Genomic DNA, 18,524 nt, shown 5'->3' with positions numbered 1-18,524 from the left:
AACGGGATGCTTTCCATAACGGAAGCTCCCGTTTTTTATGTTTTTATGTTCTGCCTCTAAATAAAATCCATTATAAACAGATCTCTGTCATAAATTTAATCTGCTCTTTTGATCCTCGAAGAAAATCTCCAGATAATGCTGCAGATTGACATTTTCTTCGCCACAAAGTTCCGGGTCTGCGGCAAGCAGATCCTGCACTTCCTCTGATGCCTGTTGTAACACGGCTGCATCCTGATAAATATCTGCCAGTAAAAACTGCATCTCTCCGGACTGGCGGATGCCAAAAAAATCTCCCGGACCACGTAATTTCAGGTCTTCACTTGCAATTTTAAATCCATCATTCGATTTATTTAAAATATCAAGCCGTTTCATCGAATTTTTACTGTCTGAGGCGTTGACCATAATACAGTAAGACTGGGCGTCACCCCTTCCGACACGTCCTCTTAACTGATGGAGCTGTGCAAGTCCAAAACGTTCTGCATTCTCGATCATCATGACCGTAGCATTCGGCACATTGACGCCAACCTCAACAACTGTCGTTGAAACAAGCACCTGAATCTCATTTTTTACAAATTGATCCATAATCTTATTTTTCTGGTCTGCTTTCATCTGTCCGTGTAAAACACCGATCACAATGTCTTCCGGCAGTTCTTCCCGCAGACGTTTTGCATAATCGGTAACGTTCTCCGCTTCCATATTTTCACTTTCTTCCACCAGCGGACAGATCACATATGCCTGATGTCCCGCGCGTATCTCATGCTCGATAAAAGCATATGCTTTCGGGCGGTATCGCCGGTCAACTACACAGTTTTTGATTGGAAGTCTTTTTGCCGGAACTTCATCAATGACAGAAATATCCAGATCCCCATAGATAATGATTGCCAAAGTACGTGGAATCGGTGTTGCACTCATGACAAGTACATGCGGTTCTGTTCCTTTTCCTGCAAATGTTTCACGCTGCCGTACTCCAAAACGATGCTGTTCGTCCGTGATCACAAGTGCCAGATTCTGATAAATTGCTTTCTCCTGTATCAGTGCATGTGTCCCGATGATCATAGCATTCGGATATACCTCTAATGCTTCATAAGCGCGGCGTTTCTGTTTTGCCGTCATGGAACCGGTCAAAAGCACGATAGGAATATGAAGTCCAAACTGTTCACACATATTCTGATAAGACTCATAATGCTGTCTTGCAAGTACTTCCGTCGGCGCCATGATCGCAGACTGGTATCCATTGTGTGCTGTATCAGCCATCGCAAGGAACGCAACGATCGTTTTACCGGATCCTACGTCTCCCTGGATCAGACGCTGCATGACCGTCTCGGAACGCATATCACGTTTCACATCCGCAAGTGCTTTTTTCTGTGCATTGGTAAGCTCATAAGGAAGTTTTTCTATCAACTCATTTGTAAAATCATCCTCAGCAAAAACAAACTCATTTTTCTCTTTGACATGCTTTTCCTTCTGATACTGCATGCTTAATATAAAAAGGAAAAATTCATCAAACACAAGGCGTCTTCTCGCTGTAATGAGTGTATCCATATCCTCCGGAAAATGAATCTGCCGTATGGCGTAATTATACTCACAAAGCCCATATTTTTCGCGGATCGCGCATGGAAGATAATCCATAAACAACTGTTCGTCTCCAAGTGCCGCCCGCACTGTTTTCGTGACAAGATTATTGGAAAGTCCGTTGGTCAGCGTGTATACAGGCAGAAATACCTGTTCCATGGATGCATACTGTTCTTCTGTAAACAAGGCTGCCTGCTCCATGACAAGTCTTCCGTTCTTTTTATTAACTTTTCCATAAAATATGTAGGTGTTGCCGGCTTTTAAATTATTTTTCATATAAGGCATCCGGTACCATACCAGTTCTAAGGAAACTCCCATCTCACTGATCGTCGTAACCGTGATCTGCATAGTACGCACTTTTCGCACTACCGGTGTTCTTGTGATCCGTCCAAGAACCGCTGCCTGTTCTCCGTCTGACACCTCATCCACATGCTTCGCCTGCGGGTACTGTATATATGTCCGGGGATAATGAAGGAGTATATCACCTACGGTGTATACTCCTATCTTATGAAATAATTCTTCTGTTTTAGCGCCAACACCCTTAATATCTCTTAAAGGGGAATTGCGGTCCATTTTTACTCCATTCTTATTCTACAGAAATGACATAATAGTAGATTGGCTGTCCGCCGTAATGCACTTCGATCTCGACATCCGGGAATGCCTCTCCAATCTTCTCGCCAAGTGCATTTGCATCTTCTTCTTTCGTGTCCTCACCATAATAAATGCTGACAATCGCAGAATCTTCATCCACAAGCTGTTTCATCATATCCATGACTGTCGGTTCTAAATTCTGTCCTACGGAAAGAATACCGGAATCGCCGATACCCATAAAATCATCCTGTTTGATCTCTTTATCATCGATCACTGTGTCACGGACTGCATAAGTAACCTGACCTGTCTTGACCGTGGAAATCTCAGCACTCATACGCTGTTCATTGTCTTCCGGTGTACTGTCCGGAATGAAATTGATCAGAGCAGTGATACCCTGTGGAATCGTCTTAGTCGGGATAACAATGATCTTTTTGTCCTCTACTAAAGATGCTGCCTGATTTGCTGCCAGGATAATATTTTTATTGTTCGGTAAAATAAATACCGTCTTTGCATTTACTTTTTCAATGGCATTTAACATATCCTCGGTACTCGGGTTCATAGTCTGACCACCCTCGATGATATAATCAACACCGAGTCCCTTAAAGATCTCATTGATTCCCTCTCCGATGCTGACGGATATAAATCCCATCTCTTTTGGAGGCTCTGCCGGTTTTTCCTCTTTTTCTTCCGGAATGCCTGCAGACTGCATCTCTTTTTCTTTCAGGGCAGAAATCTTTTCATCACGCTCTAACTTCATATTTTCAATGATGATTGTAGTCAGGGAGCCATAGGTCAGTCCTCTCTGCATCGCAAGTCCCGGATCGTTGGTATGTACATGTACCTTTACGATCTCATCATCTGCGACAACAACAATGGAATCACCGATCGTCTCCAGATAAGACTTAAACTCATTCTCCTGCTGCAGTGTGATCGGCGTATCAAGCATAATAAGGAACTGTGTACAATATGCAAATTTGATCTCCTGATTTGCCTGTGCTTCAATATTGTAGGATGTTCCTGTACTTTCCGGTGCCTTTTTCACCTCCTGAGTTTCCTCGATGGTGTAATCCACTTCTTTGCCGAGCAGTGCATCCATTGCACCTTTCATAACCTGCATCAGACCCTGTCCGCCGGAATCCACAACTCCCGCCTGTTTTAAAACAGGAAGCATCTCCGGTGTGAGATCTAACACGCGGTCACCTTCCTTGATGACTTCTTCACAGAAATATACCAGATCTTCTGTATCATCACAAAGTTCTAACGCACGGTCAGACATGCCTTTTGCCACAGTCAGGATTGTTCCCTCTTTTGGCTTCATAACAGCTTTGTATGCTGTCTCAACGGCCTTCTGGAAAGAATCTGATAAAATCTGTACGTTGATCTCATCATATTCTGCGATCACCTTTGTAAAACCACGGAACAACTGTGAAAGAATAACACCGGAGTTACCTCTCGCTCCTCTTAAAGAACCGGATGAAATAGCTTTTGCCAATGCTTTCATCTCTGGTTTTTCCAAAGCACTTACCTCTCTTGCCGCTGACATGATCGTCATTGACATATTTGTACCGGTATCACCATCCGGAACCGGGAATACGTTCAGCTCGTTGATCCATTCTTTCTTTGCATCCAGATTCTTTGCTCCGGCAAGAAACATCTTCGCCACAAGCTCAGTATTTATCGTAGTGATTTCCACCTTCTATGTCCTCCTTAATCAATTACACGCACGCCTTCAACGTAAATGTTAATTTTTTTGATTTCCAGTCCGGTAAACTCTTCTACTTTATATCTTACCGTCTCTATTAAATTATCGGAAACCGTACTGATGCTGACGCCGTAGGATACGATCACATGAAAATCGATCGTAATCTTATTATCCTCGTCAATCGCTACATTAATACCATGTGTCAAATAATCTTTTTTCAGTAACTTCACCAGACCATCTTTCATGTTAACTGCAGCCATACCTACGATTCCAAAGCACTCTACAGCTACAGATCCTGCATAGGTTGCAATCACTTCCGGGTCTATTGAAACTCTTCCCAACTGGGTATCCATATGTCCATTCATATACGTTCCTGCTCCTTTCAAAGCCATATTAACGCTAGTTTATTGTCTATTATAACCGCTTTTTACCAAAATTCCTAGTCCTGTTTACTATTTTTAATATTTTTTTTAAAATTTACTTGCAATATAAAAATGAATCTGTTAGAATAAACATGTTGTGAGTCTGATAGTACAGGCAGACTTAGTGAATTACAAGGAGGTGCAAAACTATGGCAAAATGTGCAGTTTGTGGAAAGGGCGCTCATTTCGGAAATAATGTCAGCCATTCTCATAGAAGATCAAATAGAATGTGGAAATCAAACATCAAGCGTGTGAGCTGTAAAGTAAACGGAACACCTAAGAAATTATATGTATGTGCTTCCTGTTTGAAATCCGGCAAAGTTGAAAGAGCTTAATTGAACAGTAAAAAAGCTGTCATATCAAATTTGATATGGCAGTTTTTTTATGTAATAGGAAATTTCGTTGAAATTCTCTATTACATAAAATAATGTTCTATAAATTAAATACGAAGACTCAAAAAAGGGATGGCATTTCATATCTGTCATCCCTCTTTCCTTTAAAAGATCAAATTCCTGTCTTTATTTTTTCTTTACCTTTATCACACAGGTAACCTTTTTTCCACTGGACGTAGTTGCTGTAATTTTTACCTTTCCAGCTTTCTTTGCTTTTACAGTTCCAAACTGGTCTACCGTTGCAATCTTTTTATTTGAACTCTTCCATTTTACGATATCCGTTGAATTAAACGGTTTTACTTTTGCCTTAAGTTCATATCTGCCGCCAGTCTTCATGGTCAACTGTTTTTTATTTAATTTGATTGACGTCGATTTTTTGGCTTTCTTTACAACATGTACCTTACATGTTACTTTTTTGCCACTCGTCGTCTTAGCTGTGATGACTGCAGTGCCGGTCTTTTTAGCTGTTATTTTTCCATTTTTTACGGTTACCACTGATTTTTTGGAACTGCTCCACTTAATTTTATCGGTACTGTCAATTGGATTCATGGTTGCTTTAAGGCTTATTTTTTTCCCTTTTACCACATAAATCTCTTTGACATTCATGGTTACTTTTTTAGACGGAATTTTAACTGTAACGGTACAAACTGCTGTTTTTTTACCGTCTGGCGTTTTTACTGTAATTTTTGTCTTACCTTTTCCGACCGCCTTAATCACGCCTTTGGCATTTACGGTTGCAACCTTTTTGTTGCCTGAACAGAATACCACCTTTTTATTTGCTGCATTTTCCGGTGTTATTTTTGCTGTCAGTGTAAACTTTTTCCCTTTATTTAAAGTAACTTTCGTTTTATTCAAAGATATGGCTGTTACCGCTGCATTTCCTGAATCCTGTGAGTCTGGTGCTTTTTCATCTGGCTTCTTTGTATCTGGTGTCTTTTCATCTGGTATCTTCGTATCTGGTGTTTTTTCATCTGGCTTCTTTATATCCGGCGTATTTTCATCCGGTTTTTTATCTCCTGGTTTCTCCGGATCTACATTTTCTCTATCCTTCCACTTCGCATAAAGAACAACATCACCTGTCATATTAGCTTCGATATTCTCTACCAGAACTGTATATTCAGGATCAAGATACCATCCCAAAAATTCATTTGTATCACAGGAAGGCGCTTTCAACCCGACCATTTTACCATAAGTATAAGCATCCGGATTCGGATTTTTTACGTCTGCATCAAGATTCATCACATATTGAATCTGATATTTATTCGGCTTATAGAACAGCTTTATTACCAGTTTATCTGAGGCTTTCCCTGATACAACACTACCATTCACTTCAGGTGCAAACGTATATCCTTCATAATTTCTGCACAGTCCATCTTTTTGTGCATCCACCATGGTATCTGCCTTGGCTGCTCCATGTGCCTTTTCATATAACACATAACTTCCATTTTTCTGAAGATAATGTTCTACCTGATAGCTGCAGACACCATCGAGTGTCTCATCGCCAACCTTTGTAAGAGACACATCCTTAAGCCACATTTTTGTATTTTCCGGTGTATTCTCATCACATGCACCAAAGAAAAATCCAACTGTAGCTTTTTCATCATTTGCCTTAAACTGACATGTAAACTCCTGTTCATCCCCTGTCATATCAAAACTGAATTTCTGTCCACTGATATCAACATCAAGTTTTTTATTTATCTCGGACTTTGCCTTAAATTTTAAAACATATTCTGTATCTTTAGAAACAAGAACATTCTGCGATAACTGGATTCCCCAGGAATCATAAACACCAAACTGGTTTTTCCACGGATAAAGCATATTGATTTCTGCCTGACCGCCCACATAACGGACACTGGCAGATTCCGGCTCACCACCTGCCCAGAATTTCCAATTTTTTTCGCCTTCCGAGAAATCACCATTCGTCATGTATTCCTGAATACCGGCGCTTGTGATCTGCAAAAATGCAAGATTTGTATCTGAAAATCCATCTGCTTTTATTACGATCTCATAGTTTCCTGTCTGGTGAAATACACTACCGGAAATAGTAATTTTATCATCATCAAACTTGCTGTTTTGTTTTTCCACAGCGGTTCCATTCACATAAACTGTCTTTTCTGCAGCATTCCATGCATCATTGACACCAACCAGGTTCAATACTGCATCCTGTGTCAGCTTGACACTTCCTGCGGATTCAACTTCAGGAATCCGCGTCAGTGCATCTTCCGCACCCATTTCTTCTATACAAATATTATCAAAATAAACTGTATGTTCATCAGATGGTGTGATCAGACTGCCCATCGCCACATTTCCAAGCATGAATGCTATTTCCGCATTATTTTCCGGTGCAGTAAAATAACGGGTGTATTTATGATATCTGCTTCCCAGTTTATAGGTTGTAAGTCCACCTGCAATCTGAAGGCTGACCGGACGGTCCACTGTTGCACGAGCATCAAAGGTAATCTTATATTCAACACCTTTTTTTACCGGAATATTTTTTTGTATCAACTGAAGATCCCAGAAATTCTGAGCCCATTTATACTCAATTTTCGCTTCTTTCGATTCTGTTACGCTGAGATTTCCCGCAGGATATCCTTCCCCCTCGTTAAAATAGCTGTCTGCCCATGATGCTGTTCCTTTTGAAAAATTACCATTCAAAACCAGATTTTTTCCTGCTGGAAATACCTCAAGATTCCACTCACAAAGATCAAATCCGGAAGCTGAAATTTTGATTTTATATTTTCCTTCCTCTGAAATAGTTCCAGCCGGAATTGTCATCGTAGTATCATCAAATACAGCTTCCACCTGTTTTCCATCAACTGTTACTGTTTTTTCTGCTGCTTTCCATGCATCCCCTGTACCACTTGCAGGATGCATCTGAAATACAATATCCTGCTCTGCTTTTGCTACACCATTTTTATAGAAGAACGGCATCTGCAAAATCGGCGCATTCGAAACATTAAGTTTCACATTACGAAATGAAATTTTGCACTCACCTGATACCTGCGCAAGCAGATATTTAAACTCCATCACACCGGAACTATTACAGGTAAACGTAATATCCTCGTTTGTCCAGTCAGTTGTCGTCTTACACTGTTTTTCGGTAATAACTGTATAACTTCCATCTGTCGTTTCTATTTTAGCAGTGTATGTTTCTCCCGCACGTTCTGCTTTCTGTTCAAAATGCAGTTCATACGTCATTCCCTCTTCCATCTGCATGGCATCGGCAATCAGCATTTTATCCCATACATTTCCACTTGGAACTGCAGTTACCGTACACACGCCATCTGCCACATCAACAGCCGGATTACCATAAGTACTCCATCCTTTTAAATCATTTCCGCTGCATCCTGCAAAATCACCATTTTCAATCGGATATACTTTTATCTGGCTGTAATCCACGTTATAATTTGTCAAACGTTTCAGGGATATATTATCTATATGTATTTTCTTACCATCATTCCCAACTATAAATGATACACTTCCTGTTTTGTCAGATACATTTTCCGGCACTGTAAAAGATACTTTTTTCTTTTGCATGTCCGAAGTCAGATCCACCGTTTCAGAAATATACTCTGTGCCATTTGCTCCCTTCACCTGCACTCTGATACTATCACCTGAAAATGCAGCAGCATCGAAAGTAAGTTCATAACGATCTTTTCCAAACAGAGAAATTCCTGTCTGTTCTATGCCAGCATTTTCATCTGTTCCAGATCCAAGTACCAGTTTACGCTGTGTATCAACATTTGCAGCTGCATTACCTTTTACATTCCAAAATTTTAATCTTGTATAGGCACCACCTGCATCTTTATTATTTCCCTGATCAAAGGTTCCGTTATAAATGTGTTCTCCACCCTTTGTCGGTTCCTTATCTCCATCTTCTGTGATTCCCTGATAAAGTCCGATTGCAACCAATGATGCATTTCTGATATAAACTCCGGCCGTGGACGTCAAACCAAGGTTTAATTCCAGACGTGCATAGTCATCGTTAAATTCTTTCATGTCGAACTTATAGGTATAAGTTTTCCATTCGGTCGTCAATGGAACGGTAAAAGCATCGCTGTATTTTGTCCAGCTTCCAAGGAAATTATAGGTAAAATCGCCTGCCTGTGCCGTGATACTGCGTGCTTCATCTGCTTTTGCATCAAATTTTAATTCATATTCATATCCATATGTCAATGGAAACTGATGCATCAGCTGCACAGAGTACCCATTTTCTCCGGCAGAACTGATGCTTACCTTAGCACCACCCTCGGCAGCAGTCACATTCGCTGCACCTCCTGTGCCATTCTGCAGATACCAGCCTTCGATTCCCTCTGCATGTTCAGTAATTTTTCTTGCCTTCGTCAGATCACCGCTTAAGAAATTGGTTTTTCCGACAATGCCGCCTTCTAATCCGCCAGCCTGCGCCGCCTCTGATTCAACAGTTTTTTCATTCTCAGAATAATCATGGATTTCTCCATTTGCATCCAGCAGATCATAGACACGCACATAGTCTACTTTCATCTGTCCGCCATCAATGTCATCCAGATTGCCACTGTCGTAATTGCCACCCACTGCCAGGTTTAACATGATATAAAATTCCTGGTCAAACGGAGCCGGATAAGTAAAGTTTTCTTTATTATCTGAACCAATAGAATACCAGTTGGTAATGGTCTTGTAGCACTGATCATCTACGAACCAGCTGATCTTACCCGGTGTCCATTCTAACGCATATTCATGCTCCTGTGTAAAATTAAAGGAAGGATCGATCGTCGTATCATAGTGTCCTCCACGTGATTTATTATTCGGCCATGAATTACCAAAATGTATCGTACCGTCAACACTTCCCGTAACACGTCCTCTTGCCTCCATAATATCGATCTCACCGGACGAAGCCCATCCACCATAAGCGTCATCCAACGGCATCATCCAGAATGCCGGCCAGTATCCGGTACCTTCCGGAAGAGACATTTTTGCCTCAATACGACCATATTTTTTTGCATATAACGGCTCTTTTGCAATTCCGTTATAATAATCATTTCCTTTTGTCCATAATTTCGCAGAGGTATAAGTGGAGCTTCCTCTGTTTTCTTTTCTTGCCGTAATCACAAGATGTCCATCTTCAAAAGAGATATTTTCTCCTTTTGTATAATATTCTTTCTCAGCATTTCCCCATCCGGCAACTCCATAATCACTGCCATCACCAGACTGATAATCCCATTTTGTCAGATCTAGCGAATCTTCATTAAATTCATCACTCCAGACCAGTTCCCAGTCTGTACTCTTTGTTTCTTTTGTTTCGCAGTCTACCGTATTTTTTGTAACTTTAGAACCAATCTGGGGGAAATCTGAACTTTCTAATTCTATCTGTTCTGTCTCAATTTCTGTCTCTATCTCAGCATCGTTTTCTGTCTCCATGCCGATTTCTGTCTCTGTCCCTGTTTCCGTATTAATCTCCGTATTGATTTCTTTTTCGGTGCCAGCTTCGGTTCCTGTCTGACTCTCTGTCTCATTTTCTGATGTCTCAGCTTCTGATATTTCCGATTCTGATACTTCTGATTCCTGCACACTCTCCGTTGTTTGTGCTGCCTCTTCTGTGACCGGATCATTCTGCGCCCCTAATACCGTCCCGCACGGCATCACAGATGTTGCAGCCACAGTTGCCGTCAACGTAATTGCGATAATTCTGGTTAGTTTCCTGTTTTTCATCATTATACTCCTTCTCTTCTTTTTAGGTGCAAATCCCCCTTGCAACCTTATTTTTATTAAAAAATACAATGATGCCAGAAACAATTCTCCATTTTTCAAAATGGTTTCTTTTTTTTACTTTTTATTTCGAAAAAAACACCCGAAAATTCAGATCTGAATTTTCAGGTGCTTTTCTTTATTCATTCTCTTATTTTACTTTGATACTTTTTCCTTCATAATATAAGGTACTCTTAAAGGTTTTATATTTCTTATTGATTTTCACTTTCTTTTCAGCGACAACTTTTACGTAATATGTTTTACCTGATTTCAAAGCAGCTTTTCCATATTTTTTAATCGTAACACTTGTTTTCTTGCTGTTATAGGTACCGACTTTTTTATATCCGCTCTTTTCCTTATTGGAAACATATACCGTATAACTTGTTGCTCCTGTCACTTTATTCCAGTTTGCAGAAATTTTCTTTCCGGATGATTTTAATTTTAAATTCTTGTATGGTGCCTTTGCAAAATATAATGTGTCAGACCATGCACCATAAGCCTTTTTGTTATTATTTAAATTGACATAACCTCTTACTTTGATACGGTAAAACTGTGTTTTCTTGATCTTATTGGTAGAAATATCAAGGCGTTTAGAAGTCGTTGTATTACTTAATATTTTCTTTCCGGAATTATCATAAAGAATATATTCATATCCACTCGCGGAATTAGAAGGATTCCATTCTATATATGCAGTATTTATATATGAATAAAATACGGTATTTTCTACTCCGGTGATCTTCGTTGGTTTAACTTTTACATCATAATAGTAACTGCCAGAACCTGCATAAGCTGTAAAGCCTGTACTGCTTGTTCTTCCTGCATAAACATGTCCACAATAACGGTTGTTCTTTTTTAATCCGGTAATTTTTACATTGTTATTTTGGGAGATAACTTCTGATGCTGTACGCTGCGATGCATTATTTAAATAATAATCGATCTTATAACAGTTTGCACCGGAAGAAGCCGGCCAGGTCAATGAAATGGATGTCGTACCTGCACCACTCTGTTTTACTGAACTCGATGCAACCTGCGCTGGAGCTGTTACAACTTCAATCGCCTTCGACCACGTCACATCGGCCGGCACAGTCGAACCAGAATGTGTTGCTGATGTTCCAATCTGGACGTAATAACTCTTTCCCGCAGAAAGACCTGAAATATAGCTTTCTGATTCATCATAGTTCCGCTCGCTTTTACTGCTGTTAAAACTTGAATCATTGCTGATACGATAATAATAATAAATATCATTCTGCATAACAGCATCCCACTGTACTGTTACAGAGCTGCTGCCCGCTTTTACCTGTTTCACGCCTGCCGGTGCAGCAGTCTGTGCATTCGCATCAACTCTTCCGGCAAGAACTAATGTCAGCGCAAACATCATAACAAATAAAATCTTTTTTGTCTGTTTTCTTAACATTTTTATTCTCCTCTTTTTTATATTATTAATCTTATTTTACATCTTATATCACAGGAATGCAATCCTACTTTCTTCCCAACCTGATTTTTTCTAAAAAACTTCTTTTAAATCCGGCACGAATCATACAATCCCTGAATATATTCTTTAGACTGTACTGCATTCTCCGGCGTTGTATTTTCAAGCGTCACATGTATATACGGCTTTCTCTCCTTAATGAAACGAATAATCTTCTCATAGTTCATCTCACCTGTTCCTGCAGCGACTGACACCAGTTTCCCATCCTGCACCACAAAATCTTTCATATGAACCATTGCAATATCATCTCCAAGCAGCTCTATCGCTTCTTCTATGATCGCATCCCTGTTCTGATAATTGCTGATATCCAAAAGATTGACCGGATCAAAAATGATCTGAAGATTTGGAGACGCGATCTCATCAAGCACTTTCCGCGCTCTCTTCGGATTACATACGATATGTTTCCACACCGGCTCGATTGCAAAAATAACGCCCATTTTTTCTGCATAGGAAATCACCGGTTTCACATTCTGTATAAAAATATCCAGCGCCTCATCCGAGTGATTTTTCTCCTCAAACTTATATGCCTCGTTGACAGCACCTGTCTCTGTTCCGACTACCCCGACGCCAAGCAGTGATGCAAACCGAATATGCGCCAGATAACGGTGTGTGATCTTTGCAAGCTGTCCTTCATCTGGATTTGCAAGGTTTAAATAACATCCCAGTACGGCAATATCAAGATCGTTTTTTGCAAATATTTTTTTCAAGTACATTGCATACCCCGGAGTCAGTGCCCCATCATCCACCGGATATTCCGTGATTACTTTTGAGAGTGCCAGATGTCCGCACAAAAACCCCTGCTCCTTTGCGATTGCAAGGCGCTCCTCAAGTGGTGCTTTTTTGATATCATGTAAACGTATTCCTAACTGCATATGTTTTCCTCTTTCTGTTCTACTGCACGAAATGGTCAATTCCCTCTGTAACAAGAAGTTCTCCATCCTGTCCCTCTATTTCCACGTTTTCTAATACCAGTTCTTTGATGTTGCGCGCAAAGATTCCCTTCTTTGTACACTCTTCCACACCGGAAGACATGGCAGGAACGCCGGATTTCGGATTCTTAGCATATGTCACTGTAATATTTTTCATAATGATCTGCTCAATTTTCTGTTCCGGCAGTCCATCAAAATATGCAGCTGCCACATGACAGTTTTGGGCTTTAATATCCTCAAAATCAAGTCTTAAGATCGCAGGTGTACCATCATCTACCGGCATTTTTTCACGGCTCTGGACAAACTCGGTCTTGCCGTCCGGATCACAGAAATAAAAACAGTTTATCACAAACGGCGTCATAACCTGATCCATATCGATTTTCCGGAAAATAATCTGATCTAAAACGGCATCTTTTCCCCGTCCTCTGCGTGTCTTGATACGTAGTCCCCGGTCTGTATCGTAAAACCGGCATTCTTCCACGACCAGATTTTTGACACCGCCAGCCATCTCACTTCCGACTGTTACTGCACCATGACCATTTTCCATCAGGCATTGTCTGATATGGATATTTTCAGAAGGTGTCTTATATTTCTTTCCCATATAGATCTTACCAGACTTAACTGCTATGCAGTCATCTCCAAGTGAGAATTTCACACCGACAATATCTACATTTTTGCATGATTCAGGATCCAGGCCATCCGTATTTGGCGAATCGCTTGGATTGTTGATCGTAAGTCCGTAGAATTTCAGGTTATCTGAAAAATACGGATGCAGTGTCCAGGACGGACTGTTCTTGAAAGTTACACCACAAAGTGTCACATTCTGACAATGGCTTAAGAAAAACAGACGCGGTCGGAATGCTCCTACCATGACTTTCGGATTTTTCCACCAGTTTTCTTTTGAAGCATTGCCATTTATCGTTCCTCTTCCGTAGATCAATACATTTTCTACATCCAGTCCGGTGATGATGCCGGCAAACATCGGTAATGGATTTCCTTCCCATGTTCCTAAATTATATTCACCCTGTTCATCATAACTTTCAATCATACCAGGAAATTTCGGATAGGCCGCCCTGTCTGTATCTGCGATAAGTTCCGCTCCCTTTGCAAGCTCAAGGCGCAGATTACTTTTTAAAAACAGACTGGTAATGCGATAGCTTCCCTTTGGAATAAGCACACGGCTTTCCTTCGGACAGGCTAGGATCGCTGCCTGTATAAACTTCGTATCATCCTGTTTTCCATCGCCTGTGGCACCAAAATCACGGACATTTAATGTGACAAATTCATATGCTGTAACAAACGATACCATTCCTAGTTCGGTACCATCTGCTGTTCTTACAGAAACCTCATAGGAAGTCTGCGGTTTTAAATCAAACAATGAATTTATAACCGTATCCGTTGAAAATACCTCTTCACCGTTCAGCAGAACATGATATGTTTCTTTTGTATTGTAAATTCCACCATCTGCAATTTCAATGACCGCATTGCGGGCAGATTTCATAATCAGTTTTACTTCCATGACTCTTTTCCTCCCTATTCCGACTGTTCCATCGCAAGCAGATCATATTGTTCTATTGTTCTTGCTGTAATGTCTGACAGATATTCCGTCTGATCTGCCATGCCCGTATTTTTCAGATGCCCTGCCATTAAAGCACCTGTTTCTGCATATTTTTCTTTCAGCAAAATTCCAATATTGCAGCCTTTTAATATGGCATAGGCAAGTTCCGTTGTTTCTTCTCCCTCAGCTAACGCATCCTTTAATACGCGTTTATAAACTGCGGTCAAAGTGCGGTATTTTTCATAAATCTCAAAACTGATCCCATCAATCACATCCACCAGAGCTGCTAAATATGCATTTCTTGCTTTTGCATCGGCAAATCCGGTTGACGCCTCATCTTCCATCCGGTCAACGATCTTATTGTACCGCTCTTTTTTCCCACATACCGTTTCATATTCCATAAAAAAAGGCATGGCACAGATATCCTCCGGCAATTCGCCCTGCGCTGCACGGATCTGTTCTGCTTTCTCCTTATATACTCCATCTCCTGTTTCTTTATAAAACATGACTGCTAGTCTTCCGAGCCGGTCTGCCTCTGATTCATTCAGAGAAGCAATCGCCTCTTCCGGCATCTGCATAAGTTTTCTGATATCTTCCTGTCTTTTTGTTTCCATTTGTCTCCCTCGTTTTTCTGATACTGACTTTTTTATGCTTCGATATCCTGATAAATAAAATTTAAAAAATCTGCATACAATTTGTGTTCTCCGGCAACCGCATAAATACCTGTCATTGCCCCGGTAAAGCGCTTACCCATATGAATTCCTTCATCGCATAGATAATAAACATTCGCAATCTCTGCTGCTATATGTTTTTCTTCCCCCTGCAGCCGGTAAGTAAAACACCGCTTTAAATACTCTGTTTCCACTTTCAGGCTGATCTTTTTCCCTGAACAATCACATGGAAGCATCTGTCTCTCATGCAGAACATCTTTATCCCCAATATGTTCTTTTACCTGGATATAATAAGAATTTTCCCTGCAGACTGCAAGACACACCCATGTATTTTCGTCATAATAACAGACTAAACCTGCTTCCTGACCACCTGTAAGTTCCGGTATCACAAGTTCCGTTTCCGCAGTAAAACAAAACGAAGTCTGTCTCTGCAATAAAATATTTTTTGCAGCCACATCTCTGAGTGGAAAACGGCTCCCTTTGATACGGATTCCTGATGAGAGAAAACGGATTCCTTCCGGCTCCGGTGCACGTGGTGTCATCCATTTTGGGTTCCAGCCAATATCCGGCTCTTCTTCCGGCATCCACACCGGAAGATCCGGTCTTTTCTGCAAAACAGAAGGACCTTTTAATCCATTTACGATCGGCCAGCCATCCGCTGTCCAGCTTACCGGATCAAGTGCCGTCTCCCTGCCAAGCATACTGTAACCATCTCCGATCATCCTGCCGCAGAGATATACCATATACCACTCCCCGTTCTGTGTGCAGACCGGCTTTCCATGACCACATCTCTGGATCGCTGCCCCCTCATCCATCTGCCGCATGATCGGGTTGTATGGACACGGTTCATAATTTCCCATAAGTGTCTTACTTCTCGCAACAGAAATCCTGTGTCCCATTCCGGTTCCTCCTTCTGCCAAGAACAGATAATAATAACCGTCTTTTTTCAACAGATGTGGTCCTTCCGGCGCACGTTTCTGATCTCCGTAATATAATAATTTTGCCTCAGAGATCTGCTTTGTGCAGTCATCATTCAGTTCTAAAATCCTCGCCCCACGGTTTAGCAGCATATAGTGTCTGCCATTCTCGTGAAAGATAGACGGATCAATTCCATCCTCATCAATGACCGCCGGTTTACTGTACGGTCCCTCCGGTCTATCTGAGCTTACCACGATCTGTTTACGGTACACAGTGCCTGTGTCATTCAGGCGGTATGTTGCCGTGACATAAAATTTTCCATTATCATAAGAAATATCCGGTGCCCAGTAGCCTCTGCCGCCTTCCAGTTCATCCAGTGCCGCCCACTGTGGATCTGTGATCGCATGACCGATGATCTCCCAGTGTATCAGATCCCTCGAGTGCGAAACCGGGATACAGGGGAAAAATATGAATGATGAATTCACCATATAATAATCTACCCCGACACGCACAATAGACGGGTCCGGGAACATTCCACAGCGTATCGGATTATGATACATCCCCTCATAAGATGCACCTGTTCGTTCTTTATAGTAAGAAAGAAGTTTCTCATCTTTTCTTTCATATGCAATCTGATACGGTGTCACACATTTACCATCTCCTGCCGTAATATCCATTCCAACTTTTTCCACAAGGTAACGGTTCATTTCCAGATTACCGGACGTCGCTGCATAATGCAGAATATTTCTATGATTTTCATCCACCGTATTCATACTTGCTCTGGAATATTCGACAATATACTTTACAATAGAAAAATCTCCAAGTTCCGCTGCATACAAAGCAAGCGGTACACCTTTTTCCGTCACATCATCAATGCAGGATGGATTTTCTGTCAGTTCACGGATCACACCATCTAAATTTTTTGCTTCTAATTCTTTTTGAAGTCCCATAATCTAATCTTCCAGTGCCTCTACATGCAGATACTCGAAATCTCCATATCCTCCCAGTTCCTTTTCCCCGATGACATTCGCAAACAGCCCTATCTTCGCACCTACCCAGGTATGATCAGACGGTGTAAACTCTGCTCTCACTTCCGTCCAGGATGCACTATCTGTATCATCAGTCAATGAATAATAACAATGAAATACACTGCCGTTATCTCCCTCGCGCATCGCAAAGATCAGATAAACTTGTTCCTGTCCCTCCGGCAGTACCAAAAGCTGCTCTGCCTTCTCGCGCATTCCATCCTCACTGTCATAGGATTTTCCAAGGATCAGACGTTTCTGACCTCTGATTACGCGGACTGCGAGGTATGCATAGTGACCGCCCATCATGACCATTCCTGCCTGCTCCTGTTCAGACAGGGCAGAAATGTCAACACAGGCAGATGCCTCAAAATATGGGCAGACCAGTTTTTCCGTCAGCACATTCGAACACTCCCAGAGGATCGGCTCCACTTTCCCTGATGGATTTTTACAGTATAATCTCAAAAATCCCTTTCTCTCTTTCAAAGAATAGAAATCATCCTTCGGATTGCCAAGCCACTGCCACTGCAAGCCGATTTTTTCCGATGAAAAGTCATCTCCCGCCGCAAGATAACAAGGTTTCTCCGTGATTCCGGTATTTGGTTTTTTATGGATGATACATGGCTCCCCACAGCCATCCACTGCGTTGATCCCCATAACCGGCCAGTCATTTTCCCATGTAACCGGCTGCATATGGACGATTCGTCCGTAAAGTCCTCTGTCCTGAAAATGAATGAACCATTCATCTCCATTTACTGTATCCACCAGAGCCCCTTGATGTGGTCCATTTATGATACTGTTGCCCTGATGAAGCACATTTTTTTCTTCATAAGGCCCGTAAATATTTTTCGAACGCAAAATAACCTGCCAGCCGGTTTTTACACCGCCTGCCGGGGCAAAAATATAATAATATCCATTTTGTTTATATACTTTAGGTCCCTCAATCGTCGGCTGTGTCTTAAGTCCACAGTAGAGAATATGATCCTCCCCCGTCGCCTTTGTTCCATCCCATGACATCGGGAATATGCCAAGATGACTCTTAAATCCAATACGGCTCTTCGCATAACCATGGATGATATATGCATTTCCATCCTCATCCCAGAACGGGCAGGAATCGATCAGACCTTTTCCGGCTAACACAAGTACCGGTTTTTCCCAGGTTCCAAGTGCGTCTTTTGTGCGCACCATGTAGATGCCCTCATCCGGCATTCCGTAGTAAATATAAAAATATCCCTCATGATAACGGATCGCAGGTGCCCAGACACCCTTTGCATGCTGCGGCAGATCATAGCCCGGCTCATCGATCTTTTCGATCGCATAATTTTTCAGTTCCCAGTTTACCAGATCTTTGGATGTTAAGATCGGCAGTCCCGGCACATAGTTAAAACTGGATGCCGTCATATAATAAGTATCCCCTACGCGTATCACATCCGGATCGGAATAATCTGCAAAAAGTATCGGATTTTTATAAGTCCCATCTTCCTGATCCGATTTCCATAACAACGACATAACTTTAAAATCCTCCTATATA

The 18,524-nt window shown here is 41.4% G+C and carries 11 protein-coding genes; 1 reads left to right on the top strand and 10 read right to left on the bottom strand.

Going from position 1 to position 18,524, the window contains the following annotated elements; translation table 11 throughout:
- Positions 1–87 precede the first annotated feature (87 nt).
- From recG to DW650_RS00625, 3 genes are read right to left on the bottom strand one after another with little or no spacing between them, the layout of a single operon-like run.
- Positions 88–2,145, bottom strand: coding sequence for an ATP-dependent DNA helicase RecG (gene recG / locus DW650_RS00635; protein WP_118208818.1), 2,058 nt, complete (start codon positions 2,143–2,145; stop codon positions 88–90).
- A 13-nt stretch (positions 2,146–2,158) separates the two neighbouring features.
- Positions 2,159–3,856 carry a DAK2 domain-containing protein gene (locus DW650_RS00630; RefSeq protein WP_118208817.1) on the bottom strand — a complete coding sequence of 566 codons (1,698 nt, stop codon included), beginning with the start codon at positions 3,854–3,856 and terminating at the stop codon, positions 2,159–2,161.
- A gap of 14 nt (positions 3,857–3,870) precedes the next feature.
- Complete coding sequence (locus DW650_RS00625; RefSeq protein ID WP_015560583.1) at positions 3,871–4,230, bottom strand: Asp23/Gls24 family envelope stress response protein; 360 nt, start codon at positions 4,228–4,230, stop codon at positions 3,871–3,873.
- A gap of 206 nt (positions 4,231–4,436) precedes the next feature.
- On the opposite strand from DW650_RS00625, the gene rpmB reads away from it, so the two are divergent.
- Positions 4,437–4,622, top strand: a complete 186-nt coding sequence (gene rpmB, locus DW650_RS00620) for a 50S ribosomal protein L28 (protein WP_006856028.1) — start codon at positions 4,437–4,439, stop codon at positions 4,620–4,622.
- Between the two features lie 183 nt (positions 4,623–4,805).
- On the opposite strand, the gene DW650_RS00615 is transcribed toward rpmB, so the two are convergent.
- From DW650_RS00615 to DW650_RS00585, 7 genes are all read right to left on the bottom strand, one after another.
- Positions 4,806–10,367 carry a carbohydrate binding domain-containing protein gene (locus DW650_RS00615; RefSeq protein ID WP_158576202.1) on the bottom strand — a complete coding sequence of 1,854 codons (5,562 nt, stop codon included), beginning with the start codon at positions 10,365–10,367 and terminating at the stop codon, positions 4,806–4,808.
- 187 nt (positions 10,368–10,554) lie between these two features.
- Positions 10,555–11,817 (bottom strand): hypothetical protein, encoded by a 1,263-nt coding sequence (locus tag DW650_RS00610; protein WP_118208815.1) that lies wholly within the window; start codon positions 11,815–11,817, stop codon positions 10,555–10,557.
- Between the two features lie 104 nt (positions 11,818–11,921).
- Positions 11,922–12,764 (bottom strand): sugar phosphate isomerase/epimerase family protein, encoded by an 843-nt coding sequence (locus DW650_RS00605; protein WP_117921869.1) that lies wholly within the window; start codon positions 12,762–12,764, stop codon positions 11,922–11,924.
- A 19-nt stretch (positions 12,765–12,783) separates the two neighbouring features.
- On the bottom strand, positions 12,784–14,340 hold the full coding sequence (locus DW650_RS00600) for a glycoside hydrolase family 28 protein (protein WP_118208814.1): 1,557 nt from the start codon (positions 14,338–14,340) through the stop codon (positions 12,784–12,786).
- Between the two features lie 14 nt (positions 14,341–14,354).
- Positions 14,355–14,993 (bottom strand): hypothetical protein, encoded by a 639-nt coding sequence (locus DW650_RS00595; protein WP_118208813.1) that lies wholly within the window; start codon positions 14,991–14,993, stop codon positions 14,355–14,357.
- Between the two features lie 32 nt (positions 14,994–15,025).
- Positions 15,026–16,918 (bottom strand): family 43 glycosylhydrolase, encoded by a 1,893-nt coding sequence (locus tag DW650_RS00590; protein WP_118208812.1) that lies wholly within the window; start codon positions 16,916–16,918, stop codon positions 15,026–15,028.
- A gap of 3 nt (positions 16,919–16,921) precedes the next feature.
- Positions 16,922–18,502 carry a glycoside hydrolase family 43 protein gene (locus DW650_RS00585; protein WP_118208811.1) on the bottom strand — a complete coding sequence of 527 codons (1,581 nt, stop codon included), beginning with the start codon at positions 18,500–18,502 and terminating at the stop codon, positions 16,922–16,924.
- Positions 18,503–18,524 lie beyond the last annotated feature (22 nt).

Origin of the sequence: Roseburia sp. AM23-20 (assembly GCF_003470905.1) — a bacterium.
Lineage (GTDB): Bacteria > Bacillota > Clostridia > Lachnospirales > Lachnospiraceae > Roseburia > Roseburia rectibacter.
Note: the sequence above shows the minus strand (reverse complement) of the source record. Positions and strands in the feature narration are given on the sequence as shown.